The following is a 23,982-nucleotide window of genomic DNA, read 5'->3' as shown; positions in this document are numbered from 1 at the left end:
AGATAAAAAGAAACCACGCAGGAGCGTGGTTTTTAAAATGGTGGCTATGACGAGACTTGAACTTGTGACCCCCGCATTATGAGTGCGGTGCTCTAACCAACTGAGCTACATAGCCGTAAACTGTGTGCGCATTATCTATAGTTCTGTATAGCAGGTCAATACTTCAAAACTCTTTATGCCCACCAAATGAACAAATATGATTCAGATCACCATTATTTGTTCATTTTTTAGCAAATTCTTACTTTAAGCAATTGATCGGCCACAGAAATATATTAAAGATCTAATACCAATTTTTTGCCTTTTGCTCTTGATACACAAATCATCATGCTCTTTTGTGAAGCTTTTTCGGCATCACTTAAGTATTGATCGAAGTGTTCTGCTTCACCTTCTAAGATAGCGGTTTCACATGTACCACAAACCCCTTCTCGGCATAGACATTCCACATCAATATTTAATGTCTCGATGGCTTGTAAAATAGTCTGGTTACTTTGTACTTCAATTTCCTGATTAGATTTGGCAAGTACCACCGTAAATGCTTCACCATCTTCAGGAACTGTTGAGGCAAATTGTTCCCAATGAATGTATTCATCGCGGTAACGGTGCTTGTTACAACAATCAATCACAGCATCAATCATAGGTTTAGGTCCACATACATATACATGTGTGCCTTTTGGTTGCGATGAAATTAATTCGTCTAAATTAAGCATGCTGCCTTCTGAGTCAACATAACTAAATACATGCCCTGCATGTTTCTGTGTTAGCTCATCAAGTAAAGCTGCATGTTCAGGTGAACGGTAAGCATAGTGCAGCTCATACTCTGCTCCACGTGCTGCCAGCTCATCCATTTGAGGTAAGAATGGTGTAATACCAATACCACCAGCTATCAAGATATGTTTATTGCCTGTTTCAGCTAGCGGGAATAAATTTTTTGGTTCTGAAATCTGGATTTCACAGCCTTCATTGCACTGATCATGCATGAAAACTGATCCACCCTTACCTTCCACATCCTTACGAACGCAGACTTGGTAAGTTGATAAATCTTGCGTACAGCTCATCAATGAGTAGGCATTGGAAAGTTGTTCATTCATTTTGACAATAATATGGCTTCCCCCACTAAATCGAGGAAAGTTCTGCCCATCTTGACGTTTGAACGTAAACCGTTTGATTAAAGGGGTTAGCTGTTCCACACGAGTAACAACCGCTGGGAACATTTCATAATGACTCGCCATATTAGAATCCTTCTTTTACCGCATATTTTTGTTGTTAGGGCTTATCCTTAAAGCCCTAAACACATGTATTTAATGGTCATGAATTCTTCAAGACCATATTTTGAGCCTTCACGCCCAACACCTGATTGTTTCACACCGCCAAATGGTACAACTTCATTTGAAATTGCAGTGGCATTCATACCGACCATTCCATATTCAAGCTGTTCTGACACTCTCCATAAACGTGAAATATTTTCGCTATAAACATACGCAGCCAAACCGAAGATAGTGTCATTTGCTTGAACAACCACATCTGCTTCATCTGTAAAGCGAATGAGCGGCGCAACTGGACCAAAAATTTCTTCTTGGACAATTTCCATTGTACGGTCAACGTTAGTTAAAACTGATGGTTCATAAAAGGTTTGTCCTAAAGCATGCTGCTTGCCACCACAGGCAATCTTAGCGCCTTTGCTCACTGCATCATCAATTAACTGCTGTGCTTTCAAAACCGCCTTTTCATTAATTAATGGGCCAATTTGTACGCCATCTTCAAGTCCATTACCGACTTTAAACTTTTGTACTTCTTGTACAAACTTCTCGGCAAAAGCTTGATAAATATTGTCATGTACATAAATGCGGTTAGCACAAACACAGGTCTGGCCTGCATTACGGAACTTGGCAAAAATCGCGCCTTGTACAGCTTTATCTAAATCGGCATCATCAAACACAATCAGAGGAGCATTTCCGCCCAACTCAAGCGCCAATTTTTTAATGGTGCTTGAACACTGCTGCATCAATAAACGGCCCACTGGCGTTGAACCAGTAAAAGTTAACTTCTTCACTTTTTCATGTGAAGTAAATACCGAGCCAATTTCTTGAGATTTACCAGTAACAACATTAATCACACCAGCTGGTATACCTGCCTTTTCTGCAAGCTTTGCAATCGCTAATGCACAGTAAGGTGTTTCATTGGCTGGCTTAATCACGACCGTACAACCCGCTGCTAGAGCTGGCGCGGCTTTACGGGTAATCATGGCAATTGGGAAATTCCACGGCGTAATCGCTGCCACCACACCCACAGGTTCTTTACTAATAATAAAGCGCTGCTGGTTATTTACGGTTGGAATCACATCACCATAAATACGCTTGCCTTCTTCGGCAAACCATTGAATAAATGATGCAGCATAGCGAACCTCACCTTTTGCTTCTGCTAAAGGCTTGCCTTGCTCAATGGTCATGATTAAAGCAAGTTCATCGGTATGATCGAGAACCAGTTTATGCCAAGCCAATAAGATATCAGCACGGTTTTGGGCCGTTAAAGCTTTCCAACTTTGTAAAGCCGTATAGGCAGCTTCAACTGCTTGCGTTGCCTCCGCCGCTCCCATATTAGGAATTGTGCCAATTTCTTCGCCTGTAGCTGGGTTACTCACCGGAACAGTCGCATTTGACTGTGCAGCTAACCATTGCCCATTAATATAGGCTTGTTGCTGAAATAGTTCAGTACTTTGTAAACTCGACATATCGTCTTCCTAAATGAAGAATCAGGTGTAAGTCATATTTACACCTGAATAAATCCCTTTGTTTTTATTGATGGTACTGCGCCACAAGATGTTGGAAGTAAGCAATACCATGCTCACTGATACCAGAACGTTGCTTGTCGGTCATGATACGGCCTTGACCACGATAACCACGTGATTTCAAACCACGTTGTACGCTCTCTACCAAGTTCAAATCTTCCGGGCGGAATACATTGCGATACCACTCAATCAAATCTTTTTGATCTTGAGTCAGTTCTTCGTTAGTGAAGTAAATATCGTAATGCTGCAAAGTTGTTTCTGCATCAACAGGGAATTCATAAATAACTGTCATGAAGTTACTGCCTGGTGGCACGTTGAACATGGTGCAAGGCCAAGTCCAGAAACCATGAAACTCAGGATCTGTTACTGATGGATCAAGTTTGAATGACTTCTCAGATGAACGTGCAAAGCCATATTGCAATGTCCAGTTTTGATGTGTTGTATGCCAGTATTTATCGACTTGTACAGAGTCAGCAAAGCCTGGATGTGCAGGTCCACAGTGGTAGCATTCCATATAGTTATCAACAATCACTTTCCAGTTTGCTGGTGTTTCTGTCACAAAGCGTGCTGCCAATTTTAAATCTTTAATCACACCACATGCTTGATTTAAACGTTCAGCAAAGCCCGGTAGCTGGTCTTCTACACAAGTCGCATTTTCATCCATATTAATAAATACGAAACCTGCATATTCTTCGACTTTTAAAGGCACCATGCTTGAGTTTTCTTTATCGAAAGATTCAACGTGGTCACAGTTACGTGCCAATGCCAAGCTACCGTCTAGCTTAAACGTCCATGCATGATATGGGCAGGTAATTACATTTTTTGCTTTACCACTACCGCTTAAAAGTTCATGGCCTCGGTGTGGACATACATTATAAAAAGCTCGTAAAACGCTATCTTTACCACGAATGATGACAATATTTTCACCAATTACTTTACGGGTAATATAGTCATTTGGCTGAGCCAACTCACTACCATGTGCAACGCAAATCCAGCTTTTAGCAAAGATTGCCTCTTTCTCGTGCTCAAAAACTTGAGATGAAGTATAGAAAACTTTAGGGAAAGTCCATGCAACATCTGGGTTTGCGCAAAAATCTTCAGGTAATTTTTCAACTGCACTCATGTTTTTACTCCATTAAATTCTTTTCGTCCAAATGACTCGATATTAAATTGATGTCTTTTCGGCACTGCCAAACATGCGGTGTATTGCACTTAGCATGTTTTGATATAAATGTTGAACTTCCGGACAGTCACGCATCAGACGTAAACTGCCATGTAATAAACCTTTACCTAAATGAAACTCGTTAGGGATGCCTGCTTGTTCCAGTTTTTGGGTAAAGAGATAACCGTCATCACTTAAAGGGTCATATTCTGCAACAGCCACAAAACTTGTAGGCATATCTGAAAAATCCGTCGCCAATAAAGGGGCTAGACGTAAATCCTGCCAATCTTGTGAGTTCGGAGCATATTCCTTTAAATAAAAATGCATATCTTCTGTCGTTAACAACGGCGCATGGGCGTGCTTTTGTGCGGATGGGGTATCAAATGCTGTCGTTAAACATGGATAAACCAATGCCAGCCCTTGAGCTTGCAAACCACTATGTTGTAGCTCCACTGCAAGAGCTGCTGCTAAATTACCGCCTGCGCTATCACCTGCTAGAACGATATTTTCACTATCGATTTGCCAAGCTGAACCATGTTGTTTAAGCCAGTGATAGACTGCTAAACAATCTTCAAAGGCTGCTGGAAAACGATGCTCTGGTGCCAAGCGGTAATCCACACTAATAACAACCGCATTTAAGTCCTTACACAAATAACTGGTAATAAACTCATGTGAATCGAGTCCACCCACCATCCAACCACCACCATGTAGATACAACACACATGGCCAACCGGACTCAGGTCGATTTGTTTTTGGTAAATACACACGAACAGGCACAGGATGCTCTTCATTTGCAATCACTCGATCTTCTACATCTAAATTATCATCACGTGGCAAAGTGTAGTGTCGGCACATGGCATCATATGCCGCACGGACTGAGTCAATATCTGCATCTGCTGGTGAATAAATGCTGCTCCAATACACAAGGCTTTGCATTTCTTCACTTAAGGCATAAGTAGCCTGTTCATATGTCGTCATTACCGTTCCCTCTAGCTGGTTTTTCTATCCAGTTTGATTGAGCTTGCAAGCTCAAGCTGCATCCGTTTTGCATGTTCATCTTGAGTCTGGTTTAAACCAATTTCCTGCTCATCATAACCTTGTTGCTCAATTAAATGTGATGGGACTTTGGCATAATCCTGTATGAGCCATTTCACTAAGCCATAGGTCTGAATCAGAATAATCACGATGAATGGTAAAGCCGTCACAATAGTTGCCGTTTTCATGGTGTCTAATGGTGCTTTACTAAAGATCATGGCAATTGGAACTAAGGTCAGCATGACACACCAGAACAGACGTGCATTTGGCGATGGGTCTTGCCCTTCACTTAAACCGCGTGTACATGTTGCTGAAACTGCATACCCAACTGCATCCATATGCGCTGCCAAGAACACCACCATAATGCCGAGGAAAATCCACATCATGAGTTTTCCGGCAGATAACAGGCTAAGCAATTGACCAATCGCAACCTCACCACCTTGTTGGCTTAAGATTTGCGGCACATTTACAGCTCCATGAATAAAGCTATAAACACTATAGTTTTCAAACACACCAAAGATGAACCAAAGACCGACACTACCACCAATCACCATGGCAAAGATCACTTCTTTAATAGTACGGCCTTTAGAAACACGCGTTACAAAGAGTGCTACACCTGGTGCATATGAAATCCACCATAACCAGTAGAAAACAGTCCATTCACGAGTAAACTTGCCGTCACCCATTGGGTCGGTAAACAAACTCATATCAACAAAGTTGGTTGCCATTAACCCGAAACTCATTAATGAATTATTCAAAATGAATTGAGTCGGGCCAAAGCAAAGTACATAAATTGCAAATAGCACTACACCCAAGCACACCATATGGCTTAAACGTTGCATGCCCTTGTCCATACCTACATATGAACTGAGTGCGAACAGAACTGAAACTGCCAAAATAATGATGACCTTGGTCATAAAGGTATTTGGAATACCTGTGAGCTGAGACAAAATATTGGTAAATGTCACGGCAGTGAGTACCAATGAAATCGTCAATGCACCAAACATGCAAAGCAAGAACATTAAGTCGACTAAACGACCAACCACGCCAGTTGATTTAAAGCCTGTCACAGCCTCAATCACTGAAGCTAAACTTAAGCCCTTGTTTTTTCTCACATGATAGCTGTAGCACAAAGAAATTGATGCCAAAGCATAAATTGCCCAAGCACTTAAGCCAGAGTGAAAAAACGAGTAAGCCACGCTATATTTCAATGCTTCTGCTGACTCAGGCGGTAAGCTCAAACCCGGAGTTTGATAATAGTAGGCCCAGTCCAAAAAGCCCCAGTACAATGTAGAAGACCCAATACCCGATAAGATGAACATAAAAATCCATGACATCGTGGTGTATTGAGGCTTTCCTTCTCCAAGCTTAATTTTGCCGTATTTACTAAAAGCTAGACCAAAAGTAAAAATGATAGCTAAAAAAGCAAACAGTAATACTGGGGTTGTAAATACCGATGTCGTCCACTGCATCCACGTTGCAGCAATCTTTATCGATTCTTGCGAATAAATCGCCAAACCAGCAACTGAAATAAATACAAACAGTAAGCTAGTTACGGCAAGAAATTTATCCGTATAAATTTTTGTGTTTTGATTATCCATATCCATACATCCATTTTTGGATGGCGTTATTCCATAGCGAATACGTCCATTTTAGTTTGGGCTACACATGATGCAATTGCATCTCCTACCTCATAAGTTTTTGCCTGACCGCCAATATCGGCTGTTTTTGGGCCATTAATTAATACATTCTCAATCGCCTGCATAATATCTTGACCCGCTTGGATACAGCGCTCGTCTTCTTCACCAAAGAATTCGAACATCATGGCACCCGACCAGATCGCAGCGATTGGGTTGGCAATTTGTTTACCGTAAATATCTGGTGCTGAACCATGGACAGGTTCAAACAGTGATGGAAATTTTCTTTCTGGGTTTAAATTTGCCGATGCCGCTAAACCAATGGTTCCCGTACATGCAGGACCTAAATCGGAAAGAATATCGCCAAATAAATTCGATGCCACAACCACATCAAAGCGTTCAGGTTGTAAAACAAAACGAGCCGCTAAAATATCAACATGCTGTTTATCAGCTTGAATTTGTGGATACTGTTTTGCCATCGCATCAACACGCTCATCCCAGTACGGCATGCTCACTGCAATACCATTTGACTTGGTCGCTGCGGTAATTTTTTTTGCATCACGCTGATTTGCAAACTCAAATGCATAGCGCAAAATTCGGTCTACGCCATGACGTGTAAATACGGCTTCTTGTAAAACAAACTCGCGGTCTGTTCCTTCAAAAGCTTTACCGCCAATCGCTGAGTATTCACCTTCACTATTTTCACGAACCACGTAGAAGTCGATATCGCCCGGTTTTTTACCTACTAATGGACATTTCACCCCTGGCATTAAACGCACTGGACGTAAATTTACATATTGGTCAAAACCACGACGGAACTGGAGCAGCGAACCCCAAAGCGAAATATGGTCAGGCACTTTATCTGGCCAGCCTACAGCGCCAAAATAAATTGCATCGTAGCCCTGCAAAGTTTCAAACCAGTCATCTGGCATCATTTTGCCGTGCTCAAGATAGTAATCGCAGCTTGCCCAATCGAAAGCATCTAACTGAAGATCAATGCCGTACTTCTCTGCTGCTGCCTTTACAACCTTAATACCTTCTGGTAGAACTTCTAAACCAATGCCATCGCCTGCAATCGTGGCAACTTTATATCTTTTTGCCATAAGCTTCCTTCACACCTTCGACTAATATCCTTGTATGGCTTAAACATGATGTTTTAAGCAAAAATGATCAACAACAGAACTATCACTCCAATGGACACGGATCGTGAATAATCTACCTAACCTATCGGATTTAAAGGTTTTTTGCACAGTCGCCAAACTAAAAAGTTTTGTCGAATCTGCTGAGGAACTCGGGACATCGCCAGCTTTTATTAGCAAGCGAATTAATATTCTAGAAAACACGTTGAGCTGCAAACTTTTTCACCGCAGTACACGTCACGTTAGCCTGACAGAAGATGGCAAACTCATTCTTGAGAGAGTTTCAAATATTCTTGAAGAATTTGATGAAGTCTGCGAACTGGTCAATAATCCGCTCAGTACGCCTACGGGTCGTATGGATATTATTAGTAGCTTTGGTTTTGGCAGAAAACATGTCGCACCAATTTTGTCTAAATTAATGATGCTGTATCCAAAACTACAGATTCATTTTGATACCATCGACAATACCAAAGACCTGATTCAACACAGTATTGATTTAGACATTAGAATTGGTAATGAAATTGCACCCAATATGATTGCGAAGAAGCTGGCTTCTAATTTTCGTATTTTGTGTGCGTCACCGAGTTATTTACTTAAACACGGCGTACCTGACAGTATTGAAGATTTGCAAACACATGACTGTTTAACAATTAGTGAACGCGACCAATCCTCGGTTTTATGGAAATTTAGGCATGCTTCCGAAGATGTCTCAGTGCATATCAAACCCCGCTTTGTTTCAAATAACGGCGAAATTATTCATCAACTTGCCATAGAAGGTCACGGTATTATTTTCCGTTCGATTTGGGATGTTGCAGATGAATTGATTACCGGCCAACTTCAGCATATTTTGCCTGAGTACTGGCAAGATGCAGATGTCTGGGCAGTTTATCCATCACGACTCAAAAGCTCATCTAAATTACAAACCTGTATTTTGTTTATTCAAAACGAATTGCTCAATCGTTTACAGCATGTGCAAAACCTAAGCCGTGGACAACTCATTTCACCAGCGGTCAAACGAGAACCACCGCCTGAAAAAGTCTTTCTATAAAAAAAGCCCTAAGTGGGCCTGTTCACTTAGGGCAATAGTTTACTTTTAACTTTTAGAAATAATATCCAATTGAAAGATAAAACAGTTTATCCCAATCATTACTGCTACCTTGTGCAAGGCCATTCGCCCCACCACCTACCATTGGATCGTTTTTACTCATAATATATTCGCCCTGAATACCAATGGCTTTGTAATTAAAATAAACGCCTGCAATTAAACGCTCAGAGTCTTTATATCCATCCTCATCTTTGAAAAAGCGGCTATGAGAGATATAGGGCTTAATATTTTCAAGTTTGTGGAATGGCTGAGCAAAAGTGTAATTAATTTCATTGACCAAATATTTGCCTTTGTTAGCAACTTGATACGGATAATCAAATGCTCCAATGGTTGAGCTATTTGGCAATAAATTATCACCATTGGTGACATCTTGCTTACCTGCTAAGAACATCCATTGCCATGCTTGATATTGCGTTTGAGCAAATACATTCCATGATTTGCGGTGTCCATCTTCATCTGTTCTTTTATTTTCTAAATCTGAATACCAAACTGAACCACCTAACTCGGTCGAAAATTTTTGAGCTTTATCAAGCTCAAATTTTCTAGAGGCCCGCGCAATCCACATATTTTTTTCTTCAATATTGGTCCCTACCGTCAAGTCATCAGCTTCAACGAAATTACCACTATATCGGCTTGAGTCTTTTGATGTCCCCTTATAATTTCCTCCATCAGTTGGATAGAATCCTAAGGTTAAATTGTATTTGTCATCTGCAAATTTATATTTAATCCCCAGATTATCAATATCTTCTAAACCAACGGTATTTAAAAGCGTTTCGTAATAACTACTTCCCCAAAATTCACCAAAGCCAAAATCAACAGGCTGCAAACCTGCCGTGACTCTTTGTTGGTCAGATAACTTATACCCTACCCAAGCTTTTTTTAGAAAAATCGCATCACACAAGCGATCATATTGATAACAGCGAGCATCTGCTCCTGCAATCCAGTTTGGGTTTTCATAACCTAACACTAATTTAATATCAGTAAGTCGCCAGTCATCATTTTGGGAACCTTCATTGGCCCCGACCACATAATCTTTATGTAAATAGCGAGAACGTACTGCACCAGATACTTTAAATTGACCCGAATCTAAAGTTGGATCCCCCCAACTCAAATCAGCTGCAGAGACTTGTGCTCCAACAGTTAAACTTAGAATTCCTAAAAATAATAATGACCTTTTCATGTCTTCAACATCCTTGTTAAGTGTTATAAGAACATGAAGAAATTGGCTTAGACAAACAATGCCAGAAGTATGAAGTCGGTCTTTACAAACTGTGTTTAATCAAAAAAACAAGCATAAAAAAAGACCACGCAGGAGCGTGGTCTGTAAAATGGTGGCTATGACGAGACTTGAACTTGTGACCCCCGCATTATGAGTGCGGTGCTCTAACCAACTGAGCTACATAGCCGTAAACTGTGCGCGCATTATCTTAGCTTCTTAACCGCGCGTCAAGAAAAATTTTCAATAAAATGAGGTGAAGTGAGCCTATAAGCCGGGTTCTGTCGAGGATGGTCATTCCTCTAGGCGTACAATCACTCATACGCTCAAGCGACCTACCCGAATCCAGTACGGGCCGCACCTAGGATTCCTATTTGGTCTTGCTTCTGGTGGGGTTTGCCATGCCGTGAACTGTTACCAGACACGCGGTGCGCTCTTACCGCACCCTTTCACCCTTACCTCACGAATGAGGCGGTCTACTCTCTGCTGCACTTTCCGTCGGCTTTCACCGCCCAGGCGTTACCTGGCACCCTGCCCTATGAAGCCCGGACTTTCCTCTCCTGCTTCAGTCACGGAGACCTCCACAGCAGCGACCATCCGGCTCACTTCGAGGGCGCATATTAACAAATTTATTGACTAATTGCTTGTGCTTTTTTGAGCAATTAATCTTTTATATTTGTCGAGTAACTGTTCTTCCGTTTCCTCATGCTGCGGATCTTTTGGAATACAGTCTACTGGACAAAATAATTGGCACTGTGGCTGGTCATGGTGACCAACGCACTCTGTACATAAATCCGGATTGATTTCATAAATCACTTCGCCCATAAAGATCGCTTCATTGGGACAAACTGGTTCACAAACATCGCAGTTTATGCATTCATCAGTGATATATAACGACACGTTACCAACCTTGTTGATGTTTACGTTCAAAAGCTTCAACCACAGCTTGCGGAACAAACTTGGTTACATCTCCTTTTAAACGAGCAATTTCTCGAATTAATGTCGAAGAAATAAAAGAATACTGTTCAGAAGGTGTTAAAAACACCGCCTCAAAATGTGGATCAAGCTGACGGTTCATATTGGCCAGTTGAAATTCATATTCAAAGTCAGAAACTGCTCTTAAACCACGAAGTACTGCTGTGGCCTTTTGTTCTTTAAAAAAGTTAACCAACAAACCATCAAAACCTACAAACTCAACATTTGATAGATGGCCTAATGATGATTGCGCCAGTGCAACTCTTTCTTCTAAGCTGAACAAAGGGTTTTTATGATGTCCAATTGCAATCGCTACTACAACTTCATCAAACATTCTTGATGCTCTAGTAACTAAATCAACGTGCCCATTCGTGATAGGGTCAAATGTTCCAGGATAAATTACACGCGTTTTAGACATCCGCTAGTACTCTAATTGTATTGTGCGCCTATTTTAGCAAAAGTTATACATGAGACGAAATATTGATATGTGGGAAAAAACTTCACCTTGGCATCAGTTTACGGCACAATAGGGACAATTGTGGAAGTTTGAATTATGGCGAAAGCAACAGTAGTAAAGAAACATAATGGCGGAACCATCGCACAAAACAAACGTGCCCGTCATGATTATTTTATCGAAGAAAAATTTGAAGCTGGCATGTCTTTACTAGGCTGGGAAGTAAAATCTTTACGTGCCGGTCGTATGAGTTTGACAGAAAGTTATGTCATTTTTAAAAATGGTGAAGCATTCTTATTTGGTGCTCAGATTCAACCACTCCTTTCTGCATCTACACATATTGTGCCGGAAGCTACACGTACACGAAAATTATTATTATCTCGTCGTGAACTTGAAAAGCTTATGGGTGCGGTGAACCAAAAAGGTTATTCGTGCGTTCCATTAGCATGTTACTGGAAAGGTCATCTGGTTAAGCTTGAAATTGCACTCGTGAAAGGTAAACAACTTCACGATAAACGAGCGACCGAAAAAGAACGTGACTGGCAACGTGATAAAGCACGTATATTTCATAAGTAATAGACTAAAAAGCCTCTTTATAGAGGCTTTTTTATTTTTTACTAATTTAATCTATATAAAAGCCCAGCAATATATTCACCAAACCATTTAGCAGTATCTAAATCACCTTGCGGCGGTGTAATTTCAACGGGTGCATTATCTGATTGAGTCATCAACCCTAAACAGCTCGATAAACGGTTTAAATCGGTTTCAGTATGGCCTGTTGTCATTAAAGGTAAACCTGACCACAACATGCCGTGCTGCATCGCAAAAATATTAAGTTGTTGCAGAACCGCCAGTTTATCACCACTTAAACCGCCCGAATTTGCAAAACCCGCTGCTAACTTACCCTGCCATAAACGATTTTTCCAACGTTTAGATGTACTATCCATAAACTTTTTAAAATCGGCAGTTACGCTTCCCATATAAGTTGGGGAACCAAAAATAATGCCCTGTGAGGCATCTAAAACATCCCAATCAATATGCTCAATATTCATCACATGTACTTTGACGCCCATCACTTCGGCGCCACTTGCGATAGCAGACGCTACCTTTGCAGTGTGACCATAGGGACTGTGATAGACAATAGAGAGATGTTTTTCAGGCAAAGACATAAGCTTAATATTTTGAGCGATTTTTTCTATTTTATCATTTTATTAAAACTTGCTAAACCTTCCTCTATAAACATGAAATCTCAGTACTTGCCTTAATTTCTTGAATAAATATGGAAAATTCAAAATAAAAAACCCTCTTATGCTATTTTGAAATTTAAATAACATAAGAGAGTATTATTAAAACAATCATATCCTTAAGAAGAAATATGATTTTTCAAAACTACATAAAAACAAAAGTTGCCATACGGCCAGTTTTAGCGTCACGGCGGTAAGAAAAATATTCATCTTGCTGTTGGTATGAACACTGATCTCCCCCTAAAACTTTTTCAACTCCTAGGCTCTGTAAGATAAAACGAGCAATTGCATACAAATCAGCATGAAATTTATTTGGAGCTGCCCCATCAATAAATGTAGTTTCCAATTCAGGATATTTACTACAAAAAGCAGTTTTTACCTCTGCTCCAATTTCAAAGCAAGGTTGACTAATCGCGGCACCCAACCATGCCCATGTTGGAGGGCTCTGCATTGCAGCAACTGTATTTTCAATAATACCTCCCGCTAAACCTCGCCACCCTGCATGTAAGTTAGCAATTTCTGTACCTTCAGCATTACCAAGCACGACAGGTAAACAATCAGCTGTCATCATCATTAACGCATGACCTTTGGTTTGCGTAATCAAGCCGTCGCCAATTAAAGCTGTAAAGGGAATTTGTTCATTTACTGTATGGCAAATCGTGCTATGTGTTTGGGTCATCCATGTCATTTTTTTAACCCCAAACTGAGCAAATTCATCTAACAGCATCATCCGATGCTGCTGGACACGCTGAGCTTCGTCTTTAACGTGCAAAGCAAGATTAAAACCTGTTAGCTCTGTTTGCTCTGCTGGTAATGCCAAAGGGTGATGAACTCGTGTCTGCCCTACGAATACGCCTTGAGGTAAACCTTGAACAAATTCCATATACCAGTCCTTAATATGCAGCGTTTTCTGTACGTAAAACATTAACCAACTGCGTAAAATCTTCAGGCCATGGTGCTTCGAATAACATTTCTTCACCAGTACGAGGATGTTTTAAGCCCAATTTAGCGGCATGAAGTGCTTGGCGTTTAAAACCGCGTAAAGTTTCGATGAGTAACTCAGATGCCCCTGCCGGAATACGTACACGGTTCATATAAACTTGGTCACCGACCAAACCATGTCCAATATAACTAAAGTGAACGCGAATCTGGTGGGTACGGCCAGTCTCAAGTTGCGCTTGTACACGGGTAAAGTCTCTAAAACGCTCTTTCACGTTATAGTGCGTTACAGCATCACGCCCACCCGGCAAAATTGCCATTTTTACACGGTCAACCGGATGTCTTTTAATCGGCTCATCGATTGTGCCACCTGCAATAATATTGCCATAAGTGACTAAGTCATAAATACGATAAACAGATTTATCTCCCAATTGTTTACTCAAAGAAAATTGTGCTTCGAGATTTTTAGCAACAACTAGTAAACCACTGGTATCTTTATCAATACGATGTACTAGACCAGCACGTGAAAGCTCGGCTGACTTAGGTGAATGGTAAAGCAAAGCATTGACCAAAGTACCCGAGGTATTACCTGCGCCCGGATGAACTACCATACCTACCGGTTTATTAATGACTAAAATATCTTCATCTTCGTAAACAATATCGAGTGGAATATTTTCTGGTTGACTGTTGGTCTGTGCTTCAAGCTCAACATTTAAAGTTAGCGTTTCATTGCCTTCGCAGCGATATTTAGGTTTGACAATGTTACCATTTACCAACAGATGACCTTCTTTCATCCATTGTTTAAGTTTTTCGCGTGAAAACTCACTCCACACCATGGCTGCCACTTGGTCGATACGTTGCCCTAAGTAGCTTTCATCTAACTGAACTTGCAACGATAAACGTGTTGCAGTTGTATCAGAAGTATGGTTATCTGCATCCTCAGAATCTTCTAGTAAATTGAAGTCTGTTTCAGAGAAGTTTGTGTTTGAAGATTGTGCTGAAGTCATTTGATCATTTAGATAAAAGTGGTTTAATAGCGCAATTGTAGCTCATTGCCCAACATAACAGAGGAGTTTTTATGTCGCTACCACGTTATAAAATTACGATGCTTGCCTTATCTTTAGGTGTAGCGTCTGCATTTGTGGGCTGTAGCAGCAATCCAAGTAAAAAAGAAGTGGTCGATACTGGCCCTCAATCAAGTGAACAAGCATATTTTGACAAGGCTCAAAAAGCTCTTGATCGTGGTCAATATCTTGACGCTACCAAATCTTTAGAAGCGATTGATACTTATTATCCAACTGGACAATACGCACAACAAGCACAACTTGAACTTCTCTATTCAAAATTTAAGCAAAAAGATTATGAAGGTGCGATTGCACTCGCAGAACGTTTTATTCGTTTAAATCCTCAGCATCCAAATGTAGATTATGCTTACTACGTACGTGGCGTATCTAATATGGAGATGAACTACGATAGCTTGTTGCGTTACACCTCTTTGCAACAATCTCACCGTGATGTGAGTTATTTAAAAGTTGCATATCAAAACTTTGTTGATCTTATTCGTCGCTTCCCAAGTAGCCAGTATTCTGTCGATGCAGCACAGCGTATGAAGTTTATTGGACAAGAGCTTGCTGAAAGTGAAATGAATGCAGCGCGTTTTAACGTTAAACGTAAAGCATGGATTGCCGCGGCTGAACGTTCACAATGGGTGATTGAACACTACCCGCAAACACCTCAAGTACCAGAAGCTTTAGCAACTTTGGCATATAGCTATGACCAATTAGGTGATAAGGCAACTTCGCAACAATACATCGAAGTTTTAAAACTTAATTATCCGAGCCTTGTCAATAAAAACGGCACTGTCAACATGCGTGCTGCACGTAAAGAAGGTAACTGGATCAACCGTGCAACCTTAGGTATTCTTGGTCGTGAATCTAAGTCTGTAACACCAGATACGACTACTTCTTCTGAAGCTGAACCAAAACGTAGTCTACTAAACCGCGTAAGCTTTGGTTTAATTGGTAACTCGGGTAAAGAAGAAACTGAAGAAACAACTAACACACCTGTTGAAGCACCAAAAAGTGAACGTAGTTGGACTAATCGCTTAAGCTTCGGTTTACTAGATAAACCTGAGCCAAAAGCAGCAGAAGGCGCAACAATTGCACCAGCAACGTCTTCGAGTGAAGCACCGAGTGCCTCACCAGCAGATAACGAAGCAGATGACGCTGCTCAATAAGCAATAAAAGCTTAAAAATAACCAACAAACAGGCAAGTAATATCACTTGCCTGTTTGTTTTTATAAAATAGTAAAATATTTATCGGGCATATCTCGATTCATCATGTCAGAATAATCTGACCTATCGCATCATTAGTTTAAACACGGTTATCTGAATTATGGCAATTCCACAGCATACGATTGATCAGATCTTAGATCGCACAGATATTGTCGATCTGATTGGTCAACGTGTGAAACTGAAAAAAACCGGACGAACTTATTCTGGTTGTTGCCCTTTTCATCAAGAGAAAACACCTTCTTTCCATGTTTACCGCGATAAACAGTATTATCACTGCTTTGGCTGTCAGGCGAACGGAAACGCTATTCGCTTCCTAATGGACATTGATAACCGAAACTTTATTGATGTGATGAAGGAATTATCGAGTAATACGGGAGTCGAATTACCAAAAGATAATGCTGATAATAAAAAACTGTCTTATACGCGCCAAGTTACAAAGCCATCAACACCGCCCAAAACGGTTGCTGAACCGACTACTCAAGCACCTATAGAAGATCAGTACAATACGTTTGAACCCGTATATTTTGATGATCCCTTTGCCCAGTTTGAACAGCCATTTAGCTTTGATGAGCCAGTACAAGAAGGTAATTTATATGACCTTCTAGAAAATGTTGCCCAGTTTTATGAACATCAATTACCGACTAGTCAAAAAGCTAAAAATTACTTTAAGCAACGCGGTTTAAGTGACCAGACTATTCAGTTCTGGCGTTTAGGTTATGCTCCTGAAGACTGGCAGCATCTGGAAAAAGCTTTCCCTTATGATATTGAGGGCTTAAAGCAGCTTGGCCTCATCCGTTCAAGCGATAGTGGTCGTGACTTCGACCTTTTACGTGATCGTGTTATTTTTCCAATTCGGGACCCTAAAGGCCGTGTAGTTGGCTTTGGTGGCCGTGCGCTCAATGATGAAATTAAGCCTAAATACATCAACTCGCCCGATTCGGAAGTATTCCATAAAAATCAATTACTGTATGGGCTATATGAAGGCCGAAAATTAAAAGCAAATGACTGGTTAATGGTCGAAGGATATATGGATGTCATTGCTTTACAGCAATATGGCATTACTGGTGCAGTTGCGACTTTAGGAACGGCAAGTAATACCGAACACCTTAATATCTTATTTAAACAAAATAACCGGATTACGATTGCTTTTGACGGTGATGCTGCAGGTCAAAAGGCCGCACGCCGAACTTTAGAAATTGCATTACCCTTACTCAATGATGGTCGTGAGCTCAAATTCTTTGTATTGCCAAATGACCATGACCCTGACTCTTTAATCCGCCGTGAAGGGGTGGAAAACTTCCAGAAGCTTCTACAGCAAGCTCCTTTACTTTCTGACTTTGTTTTTGCTCATCTTACTGGGCAACATGACATTAGTACGCCCGAAGGTAAAAGTCTTGTTATGGGCGAATTAAGAGAGTTGACCGAGTTATTGCCAAAACAAGGGTCTTTTCGCTATCTACTAACCCAATCTTTCCGTGAAAAATTAGGCTTAGGTAAGCGCTTCACTCCACAAATTAGCCACGATGCATCCCTATCTTTTAATATTCAAACGAAAGATGAAGACTTTGCAATTGCAATTTTGATGCACCATCCGTTTCTTTATATTCATTTTGAAGGATTACGGGCTTATATTCCGCAAGATGAGTTGTTGGCTAAAATATTAGCAATTTTAAACCGTATATTTGACGAATTGCCTGATGACCAAGAACTAGCTACCTACTATGTTTTAGGTGCTTGTAGCACTTATTGCCATGAAATTGCAGATATTATGCAAAGGACCAATATTCAAGCCTTAACTCAAGCACCGGAAGTAGCAGATAAACTCGCAAAAGAATATGCTTTAGGCTTACAAGAAAGATATTTACGTCAAAAACTAAAATCTAAAATCTCATTAGTTGAGTCAAGAAACTTAAGACAACAACTCAATGAACTTACCAAACAAATTAGCTTAAGACTTCTTTCTTAACGTTTGGGTTTTCGCTCATGATCAAATACATCCTGTAAATGCTGCTGTAACCATTCAAAATAGTCCGGACTCTCTGCTTTTGCAGCTTCACGCAACAACATAGAGGTCGGATGTATTAGTTTTTGCGTCAAACGATGGGCAAATTGCTGCAACACTTGCTCAGGATTTCCGCCATGATGCAGAGCCTCTAATGCATGGGTAAGCTCTCGCTGGCTAATTTCTTCACTATGTTGGCGATAAGCATGAATTGTACTGCCCGCCTCTTTGACTTTTTGATGCGTAATTAGCTGGGTAGCTAGCTGATTAACCATCACCTCAGCTTCAACAGCCGCTTGACGACGTTGAGCCAAGTTTTCATCAATCACACTTTGTAGATCATCTACGCCGTATAAATACACTCCATCAAGCGACTCTACTTTAGGGTCAATATCACGCGGTACAGCTAAATCGACCATTAACATTTGCTGATAACGGCGTTTTTTTAATGCAGTTTTGACATCTGCATAAGCAATAACCTGATGCAAACTACCCGTACAACTTGAAACAACATCAGCACGATATAGATTCTCAGCCAAATCTGAAAAATCAATAATCTCAACTTCAACTTGATGTGCAATTTCTTGGGCCAATTGATCGGCACGTTCACGGCTACGATTACAAATAATCATCTTGGCGACGCCCATTTCAGCTAAATGCTTGGCAACAAGGCTGTTCATTTCGCCAGCAGCAACCACCATAACCGTTAGTTTTTCAGGTTTACTAAAAACCTGTAAAGCGAGCTGGGCAACTGCATAACCCATTGAAACGGCATGACTACCTACAGCTGTTTCAGAGCGCACACGTTTAGCGGCGTAAAAAGCGTACTCAAATACACTATTTAATTCTGGAGAAACTGTTTGCGCTTCTTTAGACAATGCTAGAGCACTTTTCACCTGCCCTAAAATTTGCGGTTCGCCCAACATGAGTGAGTCCAAACCACTTGCTACACGCATTAAATGTGTGATGGCTTGAGCATTTTCGTAACGATAAACATGATGAATTAACTGCTTTACATCAATATTATTGGCATCGGCTAACCATTTCAGAAGGCTTTCGGCATCTTCCGCCATGGCGTAGACTTCTGTACGGTTACACGTTGAGACAACCACTAAGTCTTTTAAAGACTCGTGATGACGTTGTTCGGCAAGCAAATTACTTAATCGCTCTGCATTGAAAGCAATTTGCTCGCGGAGTTCTACAGAAGCTGTTTGATGGTTGACACCCAATGCAAAGAAAGACATATCAGATCATCATTTCGCTAAATTTATGCTATTGTGCAACATCGGTGTCATAAAAAGCATTACTTTGGATCAATAAAAATTGCGTCAAATGAATAGCCGTATTAATTTTAACGGTGCTTCGATAAGACAGTATTCTACCACATTCTTATTGTTAGGTAGCATGTCCTCATATGTCTATGCACGTCCAGTGCAAGAGACCTATGCCGTGCATTCATTTGATCAGGCTTTACAGCAGAGTATGGTTGCTGAATTTGCCTTAGCTTATGACGATATTCCCACAGCACTGCACAATTACACAGTGCTTGCGATAAAAAGCAACTCAACAACAATTAAACAGCGTGCATTAGACGTTGCACTTGAATATAACGACTTACAAGCTGCATTAAATATTGCAACACATTGGGTTGTTCAAGAGCCTAAAGATGTCCCTGCTTTATTTTATTTATCGCATATTGCGCTAAAAACACATGAATATCAGCTTGCTGCCGAGACTTTAGATAAAATTTTAAAAATAGATCCAACTGCCGATCTTGAACAAATTTTGGCAAGCATTGCACCTGAAAATGCACAGGATCGAGAAGTTTTATTAACCGCTTTACGTTCTAGTGCAGAGAAAGACAACCCATCCATCTTAGCGCTTATTGCCAACCTAGAAGCACAAAATGGTCAGTTAGAACCAGCCTTAAGTACTATTAATCGCGCACTACGCCGTCGCCCTAAAGTGACCAGCTTTATCTTAATGAAAGCCAATTTACTAATCGCACTCAGTGATCAGGAAGGTGCTTTAAAATGGTATGCAAAATCAAGCCGTAAATATAAGAAAAACCTAGATATTCGCCTAGCCGAAGTACGTTACCTCATCCAGATTAATCAACCCCAGCTTGCTCTTGAAAAATTAGAGAAAATTATTGAAAGCAATCCTCATGCTGAAGAGGCTTTGTTTATTGCTGGTTTAACCAGTATTGACCTTAAGCAATATGACAAAGCAGAACAATATCTGGTTGATTTACGCAACTCTGCAAAATATCAAAATGAGGCGTATTACTACTTAGCGATTAATGCTGAAAGAAAACAACATTATGAAACTGCTAAAGCTTACTACCGTTTAGTCGATGGTAGTTTGTATATTGTTTCAAGACGCAATCTCATTGCAATCTATGATAAACAAGAAAACCTACACGATGCTTTACGCTTTTTAACCCAAGAGCGAGTCAATTATCCTCAGCATGCAAGCTTTCTCTACCAAGCTCAAGCTGAAATTTTGAAGAAGATGGGCAATAAAAAAGCTGCATTAAACTTATTAGATGAAGCGATCAAAAACTTACCAGATGATCCGGAACTCATCTATGCAGAAGTTTTATTATTAGACCCTTATACTGACCGCGATAAACTCGATAAAACACTCAAACAATTATTGCAGTTGGAACCCAATAGCCCAACGTATCTAAACGCCTATGCTTATACATTAGCTTTGCAAAATCGTAGGCTTAAGGAAGCACGTCAATATGCTGAACAGGCTTTAGAATATGCCCCTGAACAAGCTTCTATTCTGGATACGCTAGGCTATATCGCATTTTTACAAAATGATTATGAAGCGGCTGCGGAAGCTTTAGGCAAAGCATATGAACTAAGTCATAACATAAATATTGGCATTCGTTACGCTAAGGCACTTTATATGCAAGGATCATTAACTCAGTTCAGTGCCGTGTTACAACAACTGAAACAAAAGCACGCAAATGATCCACAATTACAACAACTTGATGCGTTAATTTTACCTACATCTGCAAAAAAGAGTTAAATTTATGAGCAAACTTGCCCAACTGTGCACAGCGATCTGTGGATCAAGTGTTTTATTTTTAACCGGTTGTCAGCATTTTACTCAACCTAAAGCTGCAGTTACCCACCAAGTACAAGACGAAAAACACTTCAATTTACAAGGTAAAATTGGAGTACGCACCCCCCAACAAACTGGTAGTGCATTCTTTACATGGATTCAACAGCAAGACAATTTCGATATCGAATTAAGCGGTATTTTAGGTGTTGGAAAAACACAAATTCAGGGTAAACCTGGTGAAGTTACTCTAAACAGTGCTAAAACTGGACTGATTACGGCTGCATCTCCTGAAGAACTTTTAGAGCGTGCAACTGGCTGGCAAGCACCAATTACTCATTTAACCAGTTGGATTTTAGCGAAACCTGCAACTTTAAATGCTCAAATTAGTAAAGATAATGCAAATCGTGTGAGCCAACTCATCGAAGATGGCTGGACAGTTAATTTTAGTTATGATGGTGAACAAACTCTACCAAATAAACTGGTTTTAAAGCAGGCTCTTGCTGAAGATAAAGAAAACCGTATTACAATGGTGATCCAAAACCGCTAATCCTTATTATATAAATCTATGATTCGAGTACCTTCTCCAGCTAAGCTCAACCTGTTTTTGCATATCACAGGACGTCGTGAAAATGGTTACCATGAACTACAAACCATTTTCCAACTTATTGATTTATATGACTGGATGACATTTACGCCTATATCTGAAGATGAGATTCAGATTGAAGGTTTAGGTGAGGTTCAACTTGAGCAAAATCTGATTTATCGAGCGGCACAGATATTACGCCCTCACGCTCAAAATCCTTGCGGACTCCATATAAAAATTGAAAAAAATATTCCGATGGGTGCTGGTTTAGGTGGCGGTTCTTCCAATGCAGCAACGACGCTTATTGTCTTAAATCAATTATGGCAATGTGGTCTAACTGAAGAACAATTAGCTCAGTTCGGTGTCAAGCTTGGTGCCGATGTTCCAATTTTTATTTATGGGTTAAATGCATGGGCTGAAGGGATTGGTGAACATTTATCATTCATAGACTTAGATCAAAAACAATTCATTGTTTTAAAACCTGATTGTTTTATCAGCACTCAACTGCTTTTTTCACAAAAAACATTGACAAGAGATTCTAAGCCCACTACATTTTGCGCCTATCAGTTAGAACCTTCTAATTTCGGAAATAACTTTGAGCCTCTGGCTAGAGAGTTATACCCTGAAGTTGAAGAAGCAATGCAATATCTCGACCAGTTTGGTCATGCAAAGCTTACAGGTACAGGTGCTTGTGTTTTTGCTGAGGTAACCGATGAAATGAATGTTGATGACATTCTTAAACATGCACCATGTAAAGCTTACTTGGTACATAGTTTAAAAGAATCTCCTTTACGTCATTTTAAAGTTGCAAGTTAGGGGCGTCGCCAAGTGGTAAGGCAGCGGGTTTTGATCCCGCCATCCGTTGGTTCGAATCCAGCCGCCCCTGCCATTTTCCACCTGTAATGATGATTGTATTAGGGGCGTCGCCAAGTGGTAAGGCAGCGGGTTTTGATCCCGCCATCCGTTGGTTCGAATCCAGCCGCCCCTGCCATCTTAATACAGCATCGAATTTAGGGGCGTCGCCAAGTGGTAAGGCAGCGGGTTTTGATCCCGCCATCCGTTGGTTCGAATCCAGCCGCCCCTGCCATTCTCTTATTTAAAAGACAGACTTAATTGCCTTGCTTTTTGTTGATTAACCTTGACATTGCATTGCAAAAATATTAAAGTTCTGCCGCATTAGGGGCGTCGCCAAGTGGTAAGGCAGCGGGTTTTGATCCCGCCATCCGTTGGTTCGAATCCAGCCGCCCCTGCCATCTACTTCATTACATACCAACCGCCAAGGGTGCTTCATGCCCAATCTTGTCGTTTTTAGTGGAAATGCTCATCCACAGTTCGCTCAAAAAGTCGTAAGTCACTTACATATCCCTCTAGGTGCTGCATCAGTCGGTCAGTTCTCTGATGGTGAAATTTCAGTAGAAATTACTGAAAATGTTCGTGGTAAAGACGTATTTATCGTTCAGCCTACTTGTGCTCCAACCAATGACAACCTTATGGAAATCTTGGTTATGGCAGATGCTTTGCGTCGTGCAAGTGCTGGTCGTATTACTGCTGTTATCCCTTATTTTGGTTATGCTCGCCAAGACCGTCGTCCACGTTCTGCACGTGTGCCGATCACAGCGAAAGTTGTTGCAGACATGCTTACCACTGTTGGTATTGACCGTGTCGTAATGATTGACTTACATGCTGACCAAATCCAGGGCTTCTTCGATATTCCAGTCGACAACATCTACGGTACTCCTGCTTTGCTTGCTGACTTACGTCAACAACAACATGACAACCTTATGGTGGTTTCTCCTGACGTTGGCGGTGTTGTACGTGCTCGTGCCGTTGCTAAACAGATGGGTGATATCGATTTAGCAATCATCGACAAACGTCGTCAAAAAGCCAACGAGTCGCAAGTTATGCACTTAATTGGTGACGTAAAAGATCGTGATTGCGTTATCGTAGACGACATGGTTGATACAGCTGGTACATTGTGTAAAGCAGCTGATGCGCTTAAACAATTCGGTGCACGTCGTGTTGTTGCTTACGCAACTCACCCTGTACTTTCAGGTAAAGCAATTGAGAACTTACGTAACTCTGTTATTGATGAGTTAGTTGTAACTGACACAATTCCTCTTTCTGAAGAAGCATTAAACTTAGGTAAAATTCGCCAAGTTTCTGTTGCTAGCATGGTTGCTGAAACGATTCGTCGTATTAATAACGAAGAGTCTATCAGCGCGATGTTCGATAGTTTATAATATTGCAGCTTTTTCTTAACCCTAGCTTTGGCTGGGGTTTTCTATCACTAAACTGGTCGCAAGTTTAGTTTATTTAATCTTTAATGAGGATTTA

Annotated in this window: 21 protein-coding genes, 6 tRNA genes and 1 other RNA gene; 12 read left to right on the top strand and 16 right to left on the bottom strand. The window is 40.7% G+C overall.

Annotation, left to right across the window (positions count from 1 at the left end; all coding sequences use genetic code 11):
- Positions 1-38 precede the first annotated feature (38 nt).
- The 7 genes from MKL36_RS07895 to MKL36_RS07865 all read right to left on the bottom strand — a co-directional run bounded on the left by MKL36_RS07895 (position 39) and on the right by MKL36_RS07865 (position 7,722).
- Positions 39-115, bottom strand: a tRNA-Met gene (locus tag MKL36_RS07895).
- A 157-nt stretch (positions 116-272) separates the two neighbouring features.
- Positions 273-1,229, bottom strand: coding sequence for a carnitine monooxygenase, reductase subunit CntB (gene cntB / locus MKL36_RS07890; RefSeq protein ID WP_000146428.1), 957 nt, complete (start codon positions 1,227-1,229; stop codon positions 273-275).
- Between the two features lie 47 nt (positions 1,230-1,276).
- Positions 1,277-2,728: an NAD-dependent succinate-semialdehyde dehydrogenase gene (locus MKL36_RS07885; protein WP_000096958.1), complete on the bottom strand. Its 1,452-nt coding sequence runs from the start codon at positions 2,726-2,728 to the stop codon at positions 1,277-1,279.
- 64 nt (positions 2,729-2,792) lie between these two features.
- Positions 2,793-3,908, bottom strand: a complete 1,116-nt coding sequence (gene cntA / locus MKL36_RS07880) for a carnitine monooxygenase subunit alpha (protein WP_001277084.1) — start codon at positions 3,906-3,908, stop codon at positions 2,793-2,795.
- 42 nt (positions 3,909-3,950) lie between these two features.
- Positions 3,951-4,925 (bottom strand): alpha/beta hydrolase, encoded by a 975-nt coding sequence (locus MKL36_RS07875; protein ID WP_021511490.1) that lies wholly within the window; start codon positions 4,923-4,925, stop codon positions 3,951-3,953.
- A gap of 11 nt (positions 4,926-4,936) precedes the next feature.
- Positions 4,937-6,589: a BCCT family carnitine transporter gene (locus MKL36_RS07870; protein ID WP_086374023.1), complete on the bottom strand. Its 1,653-nt coding sequence runs from the start codon at positions 6,587-6,589 to the stop codon at positions 4,937-4,939.
- Positions 6,590-6,609: 20 nt separating this feature from the next.
- Positions 6,610-7,722 carry a tartrate dehydrogenase gene (locus tag MKL36_RS07865; RefSeq protein ID WP_001129656.1) on the bottom strand — a complete coding sequence of 371 codons (1,113 nt, stop codon included), beginning with the start codon at positions 7,720-7,722 and terminating at the stop codon, positions 6,610-6,612.
- 103 nt (positions 7,723-7,825) lie between these two features.
- Here MKL36_RS07865 and MKL36_RS07860 point away from each other — a divergent pair, with 103 nt between their 5' ends.
- A complete protein-coding gene (locus tag MKL36_RS07860) occupies positions 7,826-8,806 on the top strand; it encodes a LysR family transcriptional regulator (protein ID WP_001061609.1) in 981 nt (326 codons plus the stop codon).
- Positions 8,807-8,858: 52 nt separating this feature from the next.
- Here MKL36_RS07860 and MKL36_RS07855 read toward each other — a convergent pair whose 3' ends face one another.
- From MKL36_RS07855 to coaD, 5 genes are all read right to left on the bottom strand, one after another.
- Positions 8,859-10,043: a porin gene (locus tag MKL36_RS07855; RefSeq protein ID WP_005133017.1), complete on the bottom strand. Its 1,185-nt coding sequence runs from the start codon at positions 10,041-10,043 to the stop codon at positions 8,859-8,861.
- Between the two features lie 149 nt (positions 10,044-10,192).
- Positions 10,193-10,269 (bottom strand) — tRNA-Met (locus MKL36_RS07850).
- Positions 10,270-10,333: 64 nt separating this feature from the next.
- An RNA gene (gene rnpB / locus MKL36_RS07845) (RNase P RNA component class A) lies at positions 10,334-10,688 on the bottom strand.
- A 27-nt stretch (positions 10,689-10,715) separates the two neighbouring features.
- Positions 10,716-10,979, bottom strand: coding sequence for a YfhL family 4Fe-4S dicluster ferredoxin (locus MKL36_RS07840; protein WP_001979799.1), 264 nt, complete (start codon positions 10,977-10,979; stop codon positions 10,716-10,718).
- Position 10,980: 1 nt separating this feature from the next.
- Positions 10,981-11,472 carry a pantetheine-phosphate adenylyltransferase gene (coaD, locus tag MKL36_RS07835; RefSeq protein ID WP_000047853.1) on the bottom strand — a complete coding sequence of 164 codons (492 nt, stop codon included), beginning with the start codon at positions 11,470-11,472 and terminating at the stop codon, positions 10,981-10,983.
- 135 nt (positions 11,473-11,607) lie between these two features.
- Between coaD and smpB the strand changes: the two genes are divergently transcribed.
- On the top strand, positions 11,608-12,084 hold the full coding sequence (gene smpB, locus MKL36_RS07830) for an SsrA-binding protein SmpB (RefSeq protein WP_001029798.1): 477 nt from the start codon (positions 11,608-11,610) through the stop codon (positions 12,082-12,084).
- Positions 12,085-12,125: 41 nt separating this feature from the next.
- On the opposite strand, the gene MKL36_RS07825 is transcribed toward smpB, so the two are convergent.
- From MKL36_RS07825 to rluD, 3 genes are all read right to left on the bottom strand, one after another.
- Positions 12,126-12,677 carry a flavodoxin family protein gene (locus tag MKL36_RS07825; protein WP_000056378.1) on the bottom strand — a complete coding sequence of 184 codons (552 nt, stop codon included), beginning with the start codon at positions 12,675-12,677 and terminating at the stop codon, positions 12,126-12,128.
- Between the two features lie 220 nt (positions 12,678-12,897).
- Entirely contained in the window at positions 12,898-13,635 is a 738-nt protein-coding gene (gene pgeF, locus MKL36_RS07820; RefSeq protein WP_005133018.1) for a peptidoglycan editing factor PgeF, read from the bottom strand.
- Positions 13,636-13,645: 10 nt separating this feature from the next.
- Positions 13,646-14,698, bottom strand: coding sequence for a 23S rRNA pseudouridine(1911/1915/1917) synthase RluD (gene rluD / locus MKL36_RS07815; RefSeq protein ID WP_000199621.1), 1,053 nt, complete (start codon positions 14,696-14,698; stop codon positions 13,646-13,648).
- Positions 14,699-14,769: 71 nt separating this feature from the next.
- Between rluD and MKL36_RS07810 the strand changes: the two genes are divergently transcribed.
- Both MKL36_RS07810 and MKL36_RS07805 read left to right on the top strand, forming a co-directional pair.
- On the top strand, positions 14,770-15,927 hold the full coding sequence (locus tag MKL36_RS07810; RefSeq protein ID WP_000056813.1) for an outer membrane protein assembly factor BamD: 1,158 nt from the start codon (positions 14,770-14,772) through the stop codon (positions 15,925-15,927).
- Positions 15,928-16,085: 158 nt separating this feature from the next.
- The gene (locus MKL36_RS07805) at positions 16,086-17,951 is read left to right on the top strand and encodes a DNA primase (RefSeq protein WP_021511492.1); all 1,866 of its coding nucleotides are present in this window, start codon (positions 16,086-16,088) and stop codon (positions 17,949-17,951) included.
- Here the strand turns inward: MKL36_RS07805 and hemA are convergent.
- Positions 17,948-19,231 carry a glutamyl-tRNA reductase gene (hemA, locus tag MKL36_RS07800; RefSeq protein WP_000007423.1) on the bottom strand — a complete coding sequence of 428 codons (1,284 nt, stop codon included), beginning with the start codon at positions 19,229-19,231 and terminating at the stop codon, positions 17,948-17,950. The two genes, MKL36_RS07805 and hemA, sit on opposite strands and share 4 nt — an antisense overlap.
- An 88-nt stretch (positions 19,232-19,319) precedes the next feature.
- Here hemA and MKL36_RS07795 point away from each other — a divergent pair, with 88 nt between their 5' ends.
- From MKL36_RS07795 to MKL36_RS07760, 8 genes are all read left to right on the top strand, one after another.
- Complete coding sequence (locus MKL36_RS07795; RefSeq protein WP_001088484.1) at positions 19,320-21,029, top strand: tetratricopeptide repeat protein; 1,710 nt, start codon at positions 19,320-19,322, stop codon at positions 21,027-21,029.
- 4 nt (positions 21,030-21,033) lie between these two features.
- The gene (gene lolB / locus MKL36_RS07790) at positions 21,034-21,612 is read left to right on the top strand and encodes a lipoprotein insertase outer membrane protein LolB (protein WP_000039821.1); all 579 of its coding nucleotides are present in this window, start codon (positions 21,034-21,036) and stop codon (positions 21,610-21,612) included.
- A gap of 18 nt (positions 21,613-21,630) precedes the next feature.
- Positions 21,631-22,464, top strand: coding sequence for a 4-(cytidine 5'-diphospho)-2-C-methyl-D-erythritol kinase (ispE, locus tag MKL36_RS07785; protein WP_000621866.1), 834 nt, complete (start codon positions 21,631-21,633; stop codon positions 22,462-22,464).
- Positions 22,463-22,537 (top strand) — tRNA-Gln (locus MKL36_RS07780). Before ispE ends, MKL36_RS07780 begins: the two co-directional genes overlap by 2 nt.
- Before the next feature lie 27 nt (positions 22,538-22,564).
- Positions 22,565-22,639: transfer RNA gene (locus MKL36_RS07775), tRNA-Gln, on the top strand.
- 21 nt (positions 22,640-22,660) lie between these two features.
- Positions 22,661-22,735, top strand: a tRNA-Gln gene (locus tag MKL36_RS07770).
- A gap of 91 nt (positions 22,736-22,826) precedes the next feature.
- A tRNA-Gln gene (locus MKL36_RS07765) sits at positions 22,827-22,901 on the top strand.
- 36 nt (positions 22,902-22,937) lie between these two features.
- A complete protein-coding gene (locus tag MKL36_RS07760) occupies positions 22,938-23,888 on the top strand; it encodes a ribose-phosphate pyrophosphokinase (RefSeq protein WP_001133287.1) in 951 nt (316 codons plus the stop codon).
- Positions 23,889-23,982 lie beyond the last annotated feature (94 nt).

It is taken from the genome of Acinetobacter sp. AOR12_HL, assembly GCF_027855275.1.
In the GTDB taxonomy this organism is placed as follows: Bacteria; Pseudomonadota; Gammaproteobacteria; order Pseudomonadales; family Moraxellaceae; genus Acinetobacter; species Acinetobacter baumannii.
Note: the sequence above shows the minus strand (reverse complement) of the source record. Positions and strands in the feature narration are given on the sequence as shown.

What these genes read in the sequence shown, in the direction of transcription:
- cntA (WP_001277084.1), bottom strand. Translation starts at nt 3,908, where the DNA reads ATGAGTGCAGTTGAAAAATTACCTGAAGATTTTTGCGCAAACCCAGAT.
- MKL36_RS07810 (WP_000056813.1), top strand. Translation starts at nt 14,770, where the DNA reads ATGTCGCTACCACGTTATAAAATTACGATGCTTGCCTTATCTTTAGGT.
- coaD (WP_000047853.1), bottom strand. Translation starts at nt 11,472, where the DNA reads ATGTCTAAAACGCGTGTAATTTATCCTGGAACATTTGACCCTATCACG.
- pgeF (WP_005133018.1), bottom strand. Translation starts at nt 13,635, where the DNA reads ATGGAATTTGTTCAAGGTTTACCTCAAGGCGTATTCGTAGGGCAGACA.
- MKL36_RS07865 (WP_001129656.1), bottom strand. Translation starts at nt 7,722, where the DNA reads ATGGCAAAAAGATATAAAGTTGCCACGATTGCAGGCGATGGCATTGGT.
- MKL36_RS07885 (WP_000096958.1), bottom strand. Translation starts at nt 2,728, where the DNA reads ATGTCGAGTTTACAAAGTACTGAACTATTTCAGCAACAAGCCTATATT.
- cntB (WP_000146428.1), bottom strand. Translation starts at nt 1,229, where the DNA reads ATGGCGAGTCATTATGAAATGTTCCCAGCGGTTGTTACTCGTGTGGAA.
- MKL36_RS07855 (WP_005133017.1), bottom strand. Translation starts at nt 10,043, where the DNA reads ATGAAAAGGTCATTATTATTTTTAGGAATTCTAAGTTTAACTGTTGGA.
- MKL36_RS07875 (WP_021511490.1), bottom strand. Translation starts at nt 4,925, where the DNA reads ATGACGACATATGAACAGGCTACTTATGCCTTAAGTGAAGAAATGCAA.
- rluD (WP_000199621.1), bottom strand. Translation starts at nt 14,698, where the DNA reads ATGACTTCAGCACAATCTTCAAACACAAACTTCTCTGAAACAGACTTC.
- ispE (WP_000621866.1), top strand. Translation starts at nt 21,631, where the DNA reads ATGATTCGAGTACCTTCTCCAGCTAAGCTCAACCTGTTTTTGCATATC.
- lolB (WP_000039821.1), top strand. Translation starts at nt 21,034, where the DNA reads ATGAGCAAACTTGCCCAACTGTGCACAGCGATCTGTGGATCAAGTGTT.
- MKL36_RS07760 (WP_001133287.1), top strand. Translation starts at nt 22,938, where the DNA reads ATGCCCAATCTTGTCGTTTTTAGTGGAAATGCTCATCCACAGTTCGCT.
- hemA (WP_000007423.1), bottom strand. Translation starts at nt 19,231, where the DNA reads ATGTCTTTCTTTGCATTGGGTGTCAACCATCAAACAGCTTCTGTAGAA.
- MKL36_RS07805 (WP_021511492.1), top strand. Translation starts at nt 16,086, where the DNA reads ATGGCAATTCCACAGCATACGATTGATCAGATCTTAGATCGCACAGAT.
- MKL36_RS07795 (WP_001088484.1), top strand. Translation starts at nt 19,320, where the DNA reads ATGAATAGCCGTATTAATTTTAACGGTGCTTCGATAAGACAGTATTCT.
- smpB (WP_001029798.1), top strand. Translation starts at nt 11,608, where the DNA reads ATGGCGAAAGCAACAGTAGTAAAGAAACATAATGGCGGAACCATCGCA.
- MKL36_RS07825 (WP_000056378.1), bottom strand. Translation starts at nt 12,677, where the DNA reads ATGTCTTTGCCTGAAAAACATCTCTCTATTGTCTATCACAGTCCCTAT.
- MKL36_RS07870 (WP_086374023.1), bottom strand. Translation starts at nt 6,589, where the DNA reads ATGGATATGGATAATCAAAACACAAAAATTTATACGGATAAATTTCTT.